The following is a 12,394-nucleotide window of genomic DNA, read 5'->3' on the forward strand; positions in this document are numbered from 1 at the left end:
ATTATGCTATCTCTTTTTCAGAGGCACAATAAACCAAGCTATTTTCATAATCCAATAGCTTTTGAAAATTCAAAGCTGCGACTTTGAATCCGAAATGCAGACGAGTCTGTTTTTTGCCATGTGTTGGGATTTTGTCGGCATGATATTTTCTGCGAAGCAGTGAAGGTAATGATTCTACTCCATTTCGGAAATGTGCATACTGCTTGAATTCTTCTGTTTTCATAAAACGAAGTTGTTTTGCTCGATTGACTGCTTTCCAAGACAGTTCTTTTAACGCATTGTTTTGGCGTAAACGTGGTTTGCATTCTGCCAGGTATGGACAGTCTGCACAGTCACATTTTTTAAACAACGCATCACAACGGTCATTGTGCTCATCATAGCGGAACTGATATGGCTTTTTATGATTGATACACTCCAACAGTTCATGCCCATCTTCGCTAAAAATAAACTCTGCAAAAATATCAGCCGGTTTTCTCCCGGTAAAATTCGTAGTGATAAGTCGGATTCTATGTTTAGCAGCTTCGGCAACATTAACCTCACTGCCGTAAGCACCATCGGCAATCAGTAATACTTCCTGTTTATATATCGGTTCCTTGGCTAAATGATCCTTCATGAATTGGCTGTCTCCGTATATGTTTTGTTCGTACGCATAATCGGTGATCAGGCTTTTGTTTTCCCCTACGGTTTCTGTGAGATTTGCTACGTATCCTAAATGTTTACCTCCTGCTTTTTTTCGGAAAGTGGCTTCCGGATCAGATGGATTTAACAACACTTTTGATGGATCCTCTTTTTCCTTTTTTTCACGCAACCTGCGGGTCCCATCGTCATTGAAGATGGTTTGTTCTTTGAGTAAACGTATCAACAGCTGATNTTCGCTGGTATCATCAAAATCTCCTTCGCAGAGTTCCAGAAGTTTTTCGGCATCATGCATTACAACAATTGTTCTTTCGTTAGCATCTAGCTTACGCTGGTGATAGATAAACGCATTGTAATCATCCTTTTCCACATAATGTTTTTGCTTTTCTGGAAGAGTAACCCCTCTGCTAACCATAACTTTTGCTAAATTTGCAGTACAAGTATAGAAAAGCTCTAATAGTGAAAGATTCCGGATATTTGCCGCGATCATCATACTGTCCATTCTCTGCATAGAAGGGGTAAGCCCCATAAATTCAGATATTTCTTTTGATAAAGAGGTAACACATATATGAATCAGGTCAATACCGGTTTCTGTTTCATAAGCAAGGCATCTTGCACGAAATCTACTCAGAGTTCTGTCGCTCAAGGGCTGTTCTTCAAAACTAGTAGTATGAAGAGCATGCTGATACCGTATATCAAACATTAGAGCCTGAACAAGTTCATCATCACTATCACCAAGTGCTTCTTTGAGAATCAATGCACCAACGATGACATTTACGGGAGTATTTGGACGAGAAGCTTTACTACTATACAATACAGAAAATATATCTTCGTTTATGGCAGGAAAAATCCTATCCGAAAAAGTCTTTGCCCATGATTTTTCAAGAAACCTACGTTCTCTTTCTGTCAGGTTAAATGTGCTGTCAGTCAACGACATTTGTTGACTATTATTTGATACAAAAGCCATGCGAATCACCTCGATATTTGATATTTATATTTTACCAAATGTTCGGATGGATTGATATATCGTGTTAAATTTTCAAGGTACAAATTTATATCAAAGGTCAATGACCTTTTGACACCCTAATCCTATGAAACAAAAAAGACTGAGTATCCGACGGATTCTCAATCTACACATAAATAATAATTTATGAGGCAGCTGGCTGGCACGATCGTACTCCTCATACGATATAGCCCCTTTAGCTTTGCGTCACTGCCTTTCGGCAGTTTTGCCTATTTATTTGGTTCTAGCTAAACTATATTTTCATTATAATACAAATTGTCTCTAAAAATCAAATGCTTTTCTGAAATTTCTCGATGATCTTTGCAAAAAGAATCCCTACGATGGTGGAACAGAAAGTCGCAATAATTGCCGGCGCCACAACCGCTGTCGGATTCACGCTTCCGTACTGACTTCGGAATACGATGATATTGACAGGGATCAGCTGTAAAGAAGAAATATTGAGGATCAAAAACATGCACATTTCCCTGGTGGCGACACCCTTGTGCGGATTGATCCTGTCCAAGGCCTTCATTGCCTTGATCCCTGATGGTGTTGCGGCCCATCCAAGCCCCAGGAGATTGGCCACAATATTCGTGCTGATATATTCCTTTGCTTCCTTATCCCTTAATCTCGGAAACAGGAACTTCAAAAATGGCGCTATGAGTCTCTCAAGCTTTTTTACAAGGCCTAAAGAGACCGCTACATTCATAATCCCGGACCATACCCCTACTACCCCAAACATCAGGATACAGAGCTGTACAGCTTCCTTAGAAGAGTCCAAAATCGTATCTGATACGGCATTCAGATTGCCGTTAATACTTCCTATTAATATACCTGCTAAAATTAAGATACTCCATATATAATTGATCAAAGTGAAACTCCTTTTTCGTCCTTAATGTATCCTATTCTCTCCTTCACAAGAATATGCTTCAAAGCCCGGATTTGACAAGCTTTCTGAGGTATGATATTGTTAGGTATAGTAGTTTACTAATTTGCAAGGAGGGAAGCGAATATGAAGAGTACAGGTATTGTAAGGAAGCTTGATGAGCTGGGACGTATTACTTTACCAATTGAGTTAAGACGTAATCTGGATGTGAATGAGAGGGATCCCCTTGAAATCTTCGTTGACGAAGATACGATCATATTGAAGAAGTACAATCCAGCGGACATCTTTACTGGCGAAATGGATGATCTCGTTGAGTACAAAGGCAAGAAAGTTTCAAAGAGTTCTATCATTGAACTGGCGAAACTTGCTGGTTTAAATGTTGCAGAATAAAGCAGTGGGATATAATAAAAGGACATATGCTGAATGATATGTCCTTTTTTGATGTTTTTTTATTCTTTATACCGGAGAAGTTCCTGATAGATGTCTCTTTTGCCTACTCCGCGGTCTTTGGCCACCAACTTCATTGCCTCTTTTTGTGAGAGGCCTTTCCCTAAATAGCGTTGCATATGCTCCATCAGATCAAGTTCCTGAAACTGCTCCTGGCTTTCCTTTTTCAGTTCCTCTAATGTTTTCCCATGAATGATCAGAACACACTCACCCTTTGCCGGATGTTCGGTATAATAGGAGATCACCTCTCTCATCTCAGAGACAAACACCGTCTCATGTTTCTTTGTCAGTTCCCTGCAGACTGTCATTTTCCTGTTCCCCATCGTGCTGTAAAGTTCCTCCAAAGTCTTTAAAAGCCTGTGAGGAGCCTCATACAAAATGATCGTCCGTGTTTCGTCCTTCAGCTGTTCTAAGATCATGGCGCGTTCTTTTTTATCTGGCGGCAGAAATGCTTCAAAACAGAATCTCCTGGTCGGCTGTCCTGAAATAACCAGCCCATTGATCAGGGCACATGCACCCGGCAGGGACGTTACCTGAATGCCGTTTTCATGACACTGTCTCACCAGTTCTTCTCCCGGATCTGAAATGCCCGGAGTGCCCGCATCCGTAATCAGTGCAATGTTTTTACCATCCTCCAGAAGCTTTACAAGATAACGGGCTTTTTCCACGCGGTTGTACTCGTGATAGCTCGTCATCTTTGTCTTAATATCAAAGTGATTTAAAAGCTTAATGCTGTGCCGTGTGTCTTCCGCAGCGATCAAATCTACGGCCTTTAACGTTTCCAGTGTCCGGAATGTAATGTCCTCCAGATTGCCGATGGGAGTTGCGCATAAATATAATTTCCCTGCCATTTAAACCTCCTCAGGTTTCCATCCATAAATTTTATAAATTTCTTCGGTATACTGCCCAGGCTTTTCATAGATGATCAAAGGCGGTTCGACCTTCATCCTGGACTTCCCTCCTTTTACTGCTTCCAGCAAAAAAATATTGGATTCTTTTTCCCTGTAAGGATAGACAAACCGGATTCTTTTGGGCTCCAGGCCGTCATTGATCAAACAGTTAAGGATCTCGGCCAGACGGTAGCTTCTGTGAACCAAAAACAGGCTTCCGCTGTGTTTTAAAAGGACTCTGGCAGCACCGGAAATATCCCGGAATCTGCACAGGATCTCATGCCTTGCGATGGCCTTTGCATCATTTGGATTCTTGAAGCCATGATCATCCACCATATAAGGCGGATTTGAAGTAATGACGTCAAAGCTGTCATGTGAAAAAATCGCAGAAGCCTTTGTAATATCGCCTTCTACGATCTCTATCTTTTCTTCCAGCCCGTTTAATGCAGCACTTCTTGCTGCCATCTCGGCCATCTCACTCTGGATTTCCAGCCCGGTAAAATGTCTCCCGGGTGTCTTTGCTTCCATGAGGATCGGAAGAATCCCCGTTCCTGTGCCAAGGTCCAGCACATTTCCGTTTTTCTTCACTTTTACAAAAGAGGACAGCAAAACCGCGTCCATACCAAAACAAAAGCCGTCTTTTTTCTGGATGATCTGATATCCCTTTATACCCAGATCATCCAAGCGCTCTCCGTCTCCAGGTTTAATTCTCATGATTCTTTTGACTGCCCTTTCCCCGTCTTTTTCTCCCGTTTTTCGGATGATAGTTCAAATCATCCAGCCTGTACTCCACAATTTCCTTATCACCGTTGTCATCTTCTACGATCAGCTTCACATTCTGTCTGAGAATATTGACCCGCTGCACTTCGCCGGTCCGTCCGTCCGCTGTTTTCACTGCGTCTCCGATGCTCGGCAGTTTCTTGTTCAGGTATTCGTATGTTTCCTGTTCATTTTTCAGACAGCACATCAGGCGTCCGCAGACCCCGGAAATCTTGGTAGGATTTAGAGACAGACTCTGTTCCTTTGCCATCTTGATGGAGACCGGGATGAATTCCGACAGATAAGAACTGCAGCACAGTGCCCGTCCGCAGATTCCAATCCCGCCGAGCATCTTTGCCTCATCTCTCACACCGATCTGGCGCAGTTCAATTCTTGTTCTGAAGATTGATGCCAGGTCTTTCACCAATTCACGGAAATCCACACGCCCGTCTGCGGTAAAGTAAAACAGGACTTTATTGTTGTCAAACGTATACTCGGTAGCTACCAGTTTCATCTCCAGTTTATGTTCCCGGATCTTCTGTGAACAGATGGAGAAAGCTTCCTTCTCTTTCTTGAGATTTTCCAGTGCTGCATCTTTATCTTCCCTGGTTGCGATCCTCAGAACCGGTTTTAACTCGTCAGAGACGGCTTCCTTGTCCACTTTCTTCTTGTCCGTTACGACCCTGCCGTATTCCACACCGCGGGCAGTTTCCACAATCACATGATCTCCCTGCTTTATATCAAACTTCTTTGGATCAAAAAAATATACTTTCCCGGCAGTGCGGAACCGCACCCCAACTACTTCTACCATATCTTTCCATTCTCCTTCATCGTAAGAAGCAACATCTCCATCGTCACTTCAAAATTCACGTTCGCATTCAAGCGTACTCTGGCCTTCTGAATCTCGTCCATGATATGGGTAAGGCCCTCAAATGTAATATAGATTTCCTGCTCTTTAAGCTGGCGGTACTTGTCCTTGAAAATCAGAAGATTCACAGATCCCGTTGTCTTGAGGATCAGCATGTCTCTGTACCAGTCTGTCATAATATCAAGAAAATCATAAATCTGTTCTTTATATTTTGTCAATGTCTTTAAGTAAGAAATCATCTCATGAAGCTCCATATGATGTATATAACCAAGCATTCCCAGCGCCTCGTTCAGCATCTCGTGGAACTCTTTGGTCGTAGCTACATGGATGGCCTTTCCAAGGTTGCCCAGTGAAAACGATACTGCAAATTCGATCATATCCTCATCTGCCTGTATGTGTTCCTTCAGGTAAGCCCTGATCTGATCTTCCGGGACGGTTCCCAGAGACATACATACACATCTGGATAATATCGTCTCCAGCAGACGGTCTTTGTTGTTTGTCAGCAGCAGGATCACTGCATACTCCGGCGGCTCTTCCAATGTCTTTAACAGTGCGTTCTGAGCCCCTACATTCATACGGTCTGCATCATCCACAATGTATATTTTGTAATTGCTGCTGTACGGCTTAATGTCTATGGTCTCATTAATCCCCTGTCTGATCTCATCCACGCGGATCTCGTATTTTTCATGTGTTATATAGATCAGATCCGGATGGTTTCCCGTATCCGCCTGGCGGCACGGGGTACATTGACCGCAGCCTTCGTGTGTCTCACAGAGCAGAGCTTTTGCAAAGGCTTTTGCCAATGTCATCTTTCCCGATCCGTCTTCTCCATTCAGTAAATATGCATGCGAAATCTGTCCGGTCTGAATGGCTTCTTCAAAATGCTGTATGATCTTCTTATGTCCAACCACGTTATCAAAACTCTTCATCTCATCCTCTTCCATCCCTATGAAATCAATACCCTGCCGGTTCGTCTTTTTACATTACATCCGGTTTGTCTCTCTTGTCAGGGCGTCATCAACTGCTACTTTTATCTGACGGTGAATTTCCTCAATGGAGTTTCTCCCGTCGATCTTAACCATCCTGTTTTTATCTCTTTCGGCTAACAGCCTGTATCCTTCCACCACTTTCCTGTGAAATTCCAGCTTTTCTGATTCCATACGGTCCAGCTCTGCCTGCTGTTTCTTTCTTCCGATGCCGGTCTCTGCATCCACATCAAGCAGGATCGTTATATCCGGCATAGCATTTCCCACTGCAAACCGGTTTACTTCATATACCAGATCAACACCCAGTCCCCTTGCAATTCCCTGATATACGGCCGAAGATTCTATGAAGCGGTCACAGATGACTACTTTTCCCTGGTCCAGAGCAGGCTGTATGACTTCCTCCACTAACTGGGCCCTGGCCGCAGCGTATAAAAGAAGTTCTGTCATATGTCCCATGTTTTTATAATCCCTGTTGAGGATCACTTCACGGATCGCTTCGCTTATAACCGTACCTCCTGGTTCCCTGCATACTATTATATCATACCCCTTCTGCAATAAGTAGACTCTTAATAAATCAATCTGTGTAGATTTCCCGGCACCGTCCGGCCCTTCCATCGTTATAAATATTCCCATCTCAAACCCTTTCATCCACTATGTATATCCGGCCTTCCGACAGGCCGATCAGATTCATCTTCTGTTCCTGGTACTCATTAATTTTCTGCACTATTTCTCCTGAAATCCTCTCTCCCGGCACCGCCAGCGGTATGCCCGGAGGATATAAAAATATAAAATCCGCACTGATCCCTCCAAGTGATTCGGCAGGACTCACCAACTTTCTCCCTCTTATCTTTGCCTCGTAAGGTGTCATAACCTGCTCAGTGGCAGGAATAGCAGCCAGTCCCGGATTTTGAACATGGTGCAGGCTTTCATCTGTTTCCAGAAATGCCTCACACAATTTATCCAATGCCTCTTTTGTATCACAAATACTCGTCATGGCAGTGACATAGGATATTTCGGACATCTCCAACTCTATCCCATACTCACCCCTCAAAATATGAAACAGCTCTTTGCCGGTAATCTTTGTATCGCCGGTCGAAACAACGATTTTTCCCGGATCATCTGTCTTTAAGAGCTTCAGGTGTCTCATAGCTTTAAGCCTGGCCCGGATATCCATTAGATTCCGAACATAGTCATCAAACAAGTCCGGGCTGTCAGCACATTTCCTGACACAGTAATCAATACTGGCCATCAAAATATAAGACGGGCTGCTGCTCTGAAATGTAGATAAAGCCTGCTGAATCTCCCTGGTGCCTATCCGGGAACTGCATATGTGCAGAAGTCCGGTCTGAGTAAGGGAAGGCAGCGTCTTATGCAGACTCTGGATCACTGCATCTGCTCCCTGGGATACTGCGCTCTCCGGAAATCCACTGTGAAATACAAAATGTGCTCCGTGAGCCTCATCCACGATCAAGGGAATCCCCTCTTCATGAAGAACCTCAGCAATCTGCCTGATATCAGACACGATCCCTTCATAAGTAGGGGAAACGATAACAGCGGCTTTAATGCCATTTTCCCTGCCCAGTATGTCCTGCACCTGGCTTTTAGTAATCCCCATACAAATATTCTGCTCTATTTTGGGATATAAATAAACCGGCCTTAATCCAAGCATGGAAATTGCATGATATACGGACTTGTGGCAGTTCCTGCTGATAAGAATCTTATCTCCCAGTCGACAGGACGCAGCCACAGAAGCTAAAATGCCTCCGGTGGTGCTGTTGATCAGAAAATAACTTTCCTTACTTCCATATATATGTTGGACATACTCCATTGATTCTTTAATCATCCCCTCGGGATGATGCAGATCGTCAAAGCCGCTGATCTCTGTAGTGTCAAGCGCAAACAGAGATCCCCCTCTCATAATGTCCTGTTTCTGCCTTTTGTGACCAGGCATATGGAACGGATACATCCCTTCTTTATCTAATTGTCTTAATTTTTCAAATATAGGATATTTCATAAATTGTTATTAAGCCTCATTTTATCCTATTTTATCATACACACCGTAGATATTCCACGACATTTTAAAGTGTGACAAGGTATTTTAGGAAAAAGAAAAAAGCCCTGATAAAAATCAGAACTTTTAGATGCCCAGAGCCGGAATCGAACCAGCGACACGAGGATTTTCAGTCCTCTGCTCTACCGACTGAGCTATCTGGGCTTGGGTATTGATTTTACTTTAGTCCGCGTACAAAATCTCAAAAGCTATGCTTTTGAGATCACGGCGTTACCGCCTATATAGAAACATTTATCAACAACTCCGAATATAAATATCCAGCCCTGTTGATAAATATTTCTATGCACGCTCTGAACGCTAATGGAAGTTGCGGGGGCCGGATTTGAACCAACGACCTTCGGGTTATGAGCCCGACGAGCTACCAGACTGCTCCACCCCGCGCTAAAATGGTGGGAGAAGGATTCGAACCTTCGAAGGCGTTGCCAACAGATTTACAGTCTGCCCCCTTTGGCCACTCGGGAATCCCACCATATACATATATATTATACCATTTCAGCATAAAACTCAAACATAAAATTACGTTTATAACATAATTTATGAGAGCCGTTGACCGGACTTGAACCGGTAACCTGCTGATTACAAATCAGCTGCTCTGCCAATTGAGCCACAACGGCTGACAAAAATGGGACCAATAGGGCTCGAACCTATGACCCTCTGCTTGTAAGGCAGATGCTCTCCCAGCTGAGCTATGATCCCAAATTTATATTATAAATCCTCCTAAAAAGGAAAAAACGACCCGGATGGGAATCGAACCCACGACCTCCGCCGTGACAGGGCGGCGCTCTAACCGGCTGAGCCACCGGGCCAAATCTTTACAAAATAATCTATGTACCTTCAAAACTACATACAGAACCTTTCATCAAACATCTTCCTTACCTTCTCTTGGTTAAAGCCTCGACCGATTAGTAACAGTCAGCTCCATACGTTGCCGTACTTCCACCTCTGCCCTATCTACCTCGTCGTCTTCAAGGGGTCTTACTAGATTACTCTATGGGAAATCTTATCTTTAGGGGGGCTTCACGCTTAGATGCCTTCAGCGTTTATCCCTTCCAGACTTGGCTACTCTGCTATGCATTTGGTAATACAACAGATCCACCAGTGGTCCGTCCATCCCGGTCCTCTCGTACTAAGGACAGCTCCTATCAAATTTCCTCCGCCTGCGCCGGATAGGGACCGAACTGTCTCACGACGTTCTGAACCCAGCTCGCGTACCGCTTTAATGGGCGAACAGCCCAACCCTTGGAACCTGCTACAGCTCCAGGATGCGATGAGCCGACATCGAGGTGCCAAACCACTCCGTCGATGTGAACTCTTGGGAGTGATAAGCCTGTTATCCCCAGGGTAGCTTTTATCCGTTGAGCGATGGCAATCCCACGTTATACCACCGGATCACTAAGTCCTACTTTCGTACCTGCTCCACCCGTCGGTGTCACAGTCAAGCCTTCTTCTGCCTTTGCACTCTGCGAATGGTTTCCGTCCATTCTGAGAAGACCTTTGAGCGCCTCCGATACCCTTTCGGAGGCGACCGCCCCAGTCAAACTCCCCACCTGACATTGTCCCCCAACCAGATCATGGCTGTTGGTTAGAAATCCAATACTGCAAGGGTGGTATCCCAACAGTGACTCCAAAAGGACTGGCGTCCTTCTTTCTCAGTCTCCCACCTATCCTGTACATGCAGTACCGAATCCCAGTATCAAGCTGGAGTAAAGCTCCATGGGGTCTTTCCGTCCTGGCGCAGGTAACCAGCATCTTCACTGGTATTTCAATTTCACCGGGTGTGTTGTTGAGACAGTGCCCAAATCATTACGCCTTTCGTGCGGGTCGGAACTTACCCGACAAGGAATTTCGCTACCTTAGGACCGTTATAGTTACGGCCGCCGTTTACTGGGGCTTAAGTTCAGACCTTCGCGCCTATGCGCTAAGCCCTCCCCTTAACCTTCCAGCACCGGGCAGGCGTCAGCCCATATACTTCACCTTGCGGTTTTGCATAGACCTGTGTTTTTGCTAAACAGTTGCTTGGGCCAATTCTCTGCGGCCAGTCTTACCTGGCACTCCTTCTCCCGAAGTTACGGAGTCATTTTGCCGAGTTCCTTAACAACACTTCTCCCGTCGGCCTTAGGATTCTCTCCTCATCCACCTGTGTCGGTTTACGGTACGGGCACATAAAAAACAATAGCGGCTTTTCTTGACAGCTGGGGGCCTGGGCTTCCCTACTTTTGTTCGGTCCGCGTAACGCCTTTGCCTTGCATGGGGGATTTGCCTCCCATACGGCTACTTCGCTTGCACCAGTCTTTCCATTCCTGGCTCCCATTTCCCTTCTGTGTCCCCACAGTTCTGTTTTTATGTGGTACTGGAATCTCAACCAGTTATCCATCGACTACGGCTCTCGCCCTCGCCTTAGGTCCCGACTTACCCAGAGCAGATCAGCTTTACTCTGGAAACCTTAGATATTCGGCCGGAAGGATTCTCACCTTCCTCTCGCTACTCATTCCGGCATTCTCTCTTCTAAGCAGTCCACCACTCCTTTCGGTATGGCTTCATCCCGCTTACAATGCTCCTCTACCAATGTATTTCTACATTCCACAGCTTCGGTGTCGTGTTTTAGCCCCGGACATTTTCGGCGCAGGATCTCTCGACTAGTGAGCTATTACGCACTCTTTCAATGTATGGCTGCTTCTAAGCCAACGTCCTAGTTGTCTTTGAAATCCCACATCCTTTTCCACTTAACACGTACTTTGGGACCTTAGCTGGTGGTCTGGGCTCTTTCCCTTTCGACTGTCCAACTTATCTCGTACAGTCTGACTCCCATCAATCATCTGACTGGCATTCGGAGTTTGATATGTTTTGGTAAGCTTTGACGCCCCCTAGACAATTCAGTGCTCTACCTCCAGCAGACTTTGATGAGGCTAGCCCTAAAGCTATTTCGAGGAGAACCAGCTATCTCCGGGTTCGATTGGAATTTCTCCGCTATCCACACCTCATCCCCACCCTTTTCAACGGATGTGGGTTCGGTCCTCCACTTCCTCTTACGGAAGCTTCAACCTGGACATGGATAGGTCACCCGGTTTCGGGTCTGCCCTCACTGACTNGACCTTAAGTCCTTAACCTTGCCAGTACGGGCAACTCGCCGGACCGTTCTACAAAAAGTACGCAGTTCCCCATCTAAAGGGGTTCCACAGCTTGTAAACATAGGGTTTCAGGTTCTCTTTCACTCCCCTCCCGGGGTCCTTTTCACCTTTCCTTCACAGTACTATGCGCTATCGGTCACTAAGGAGTATTTAGCCTTACGGGGTGGTCCCCGCTCATTCCCACAAGGTTTCTCGTGTCTCGTGGTACTCTGGATCCTGCTAGGGTACTTCTGACTTCGGATACGGGGCTTTCACCCTCTCTGGCCGGCCTTCCCAGGCCGCTCTCCTGTCATACATAATCCCATGTCGCAGTCCGAACCCCAGAATGCACGCATTCTGGTTTGGGCTCTTTCCATTTCGCTCGCCGCTACTTTGGAAATCGAGGTTTCTTTCTCTTCCTCCGGGTACTTAGATGTTTCAGTTCCCCGGGTTCCCCACGTATGGCTATGGATTCACCATACGCTGACGGAGGGATACTCCGCCGGGTTTCCCCATTCAGAGATCTGCGGATCAAAGGATATTTGCTCCTCCCCGCAGCTTATCGCAGCTTATCACGTCTTTCATCGGCTCTTAGTGCCAAGGCATCCACCCTACGCTCTTTCTACTTTAACCATAGAACGGACGATAGTTGTTCTATCATCCTCATTGTCATCTAGCGTGATGACAACGGGTAATTCGTTTTGTTTGATGTCTTGTCATTTCTTATAAAAAATAACTTTT

The 12,394-nt window shown here is 45.2% G+C and carries 9 protein-coding genes, 6 tRNA genes, 1 rRNA gene and 1 riboswitch; of the genes, 1 reads left to right on the forward strand and 15 read right to left on the reverse strand.

All coding sequences use genetic code 11. From position 1 onward, the window contains the following. Position 1: 1 nt before the first annotated feature. Together QGT46_RS16235 and QGT46_RS16240 are read right to left on the reverse strand one after the other, a co-directional pair. Positions 2-1,603 (reverse strand): transposase, encoded by a 1,602-nt coding sequence (locus QGT46_RS16235; RefSeq protein ID WP_301591605.1) that lies wholly within the window; start codon positions 1,601-1,603, stop codon positions 2-4. A gap of 184 nt (positions 1,604-1,787) precedes the next feature. After that, a riboswitch (cyclic di-GMP riboswitch) is annotated at positions 1,788-1,880 on the reverse strand. 48 nt (positions 1,881-1,928) lie between these two features. Then, entirely contained in the window at positions 1,929-2,510 is a 582-nt protein-coding gene (locus tag QGT46_RS16240) for a nucleoside recognition protein (RefSeq protein WP_024728958.1), read from the reverse strand. 141 nt (positions 2,511-2,651) lie between these two features. Here QGT46_RS16240 and QGT46_RS16245 point away from each other — a divergent pair, with 141 nt between their 5' ends. Beyond that, positions 2,652-2,915 (forward strand): AbrB/MazE/SpoVT family DNA-binding domain-containing protein, encoded by a 264-nt coding sequence (locus QGT46_RS16245; protein WP_006567976.1) that lies wholly within the window; start codon positions 2,652-2,654, stop codon positions 2,913-2,915. 59 nt (positions 2,916-2,974) lie between these two features. Here QGT46_RS16245 and rsmI read toward each other — a convergent pair whose 3' ends face one another. The 13 genes from rsmI to QGT46_RS16310 form a co-directional block, all read right to left on the reverse strand. Then, the gene (gene rsmI, locus QGT46_RS16250; RefSeq protein ID WP_129702111.1) at positions 2,975-3,823 is read right to left on the reverse strand and encodes a 16S rRNA (cytidine(1402)-2'-O)-methyltransferase; all 849 of its coding nucleotides are present in this window, start codon (positions 3,821-3,823) and stop codon (positions 2,975-2,977) included. After that, positions 3,824-4,576, reverse strand: coding sequence for a tRNA1(Val) (adenine(37)-N6)-methyltransferase (locus QGT46_RS16255; RefSeq protein WP_148460407.1), 753 nt, complete (start codon positions 4,574-4,576; stop codon positions 3,824-3,826). It lies immediately after the preceding gene. After that, entirely contained in the window at positions 4,566-5,432 is an 867-nt protein-coding gene (locus QGT46_RS16260; protein WP_024728961.1) for a PSP1 domain-containing protein, read from the reverse strand. Before QGT46_RS16260 ends, QGT46_RS16255 begins: the two co-directional genes overlap by 11 nt. Further along, entirely contained in the window at positions 5,426-6,418 is a 993-nt protein-coding gene (holB, locus tag QGT46_RS16265) for a DNA polymerase III subunit delta' (RefSeq protein ID WP_024728962.1), read from the reverse strand. The genes QGT46_RS16260 and holB overlap by 7 nt, the downstream gene beginning before the upstream one ends. 54 nt (positions 6,419-6,472) lie before the next feature. Next, positions 6,473-7,108: a dTMP kinase gene (gene tmk / locus QGT46_RS16270; RefSeq protein ID WP_330548444.1), complete on the reverse strand. Its 636-nt coding sequence runs from the start codon at positions 7,106-7,108 to the stop codon at positions 6,473-6,475. A 1-nt stretch (position 7,109) separates the two neighbouring features. Next, positions 7,110-8,489 (reverse strand): aminotransferase class I/II-fold pyridoxal phosphate-dependent enzyme, encoded by a 1,380-nt coding sequence (locus QGT46_RS16275; protein ID WP_148460408.1) that lies wholly within the window; start codon positions 8,487-8,489, stop codon positions 7,110-7,112. A gap of 128 nt (positions 8,490-8,617) precedes the next feature. Further along, a tRNA-Phe gene (locus tag QGT46_RS16280) sits at positions 8,618-8,690 on the reverse strand. A gap of 163 nt (positions 8,691-8,853) precedes the next feature. Beyond that, a tRNA-Met gene (locus tag QGT46_RS16285) sits at positions 8,854-8,927 on the reverse strand. A 6-nt stretch (positions 8,928-8,933) separates the two neighbouring features. Next, positions 8,934-9,015: transfer RNA gene (locus QGT46_RS16290), tRNA-Tyr, on the reverse strand. A gap of 72 nt (positions 9,016-9,087) precedes the next feature. Further along, positions 9,088-9,160, reverse strand: a tRNA-Thr gene (locus tag QGT46_RS16295). 9 nt (positions 9,161-9,169) lie between these two features. Next, a tRNA-Val gene (locus tag QGT46_RS16300) sits at positions 9,170-9,242 on the reverse strand. A gap of 36 nt (positions 9,243-9,278) precedes the next feature. After that, positions 9,279-9,352 (reverse strand) — tRNA-Asp (locus tag QGT46_RS16305). A 76-nt stretch (positions 9,353-9,428) separates the two neighbouring features. After that, a 23S ribosomal RNA gene (locus QGT46_RS16310) occupies positions 9,429-12,286 on the reverse strand. Positions 12,287-12,394: the final 108 nt, after the last annotated feature.

It is taken from the genome of Anaerostipes faecis, from assembly GCF_910574135.1.
In the GTDB taxonomy this organism is placed as follows: domain Bacteria; phylum Bacillota; class Clostridia; order Lachnospirales; family Lachnospiraceae; genus Anaerostipes; species Anaerostipes hominis.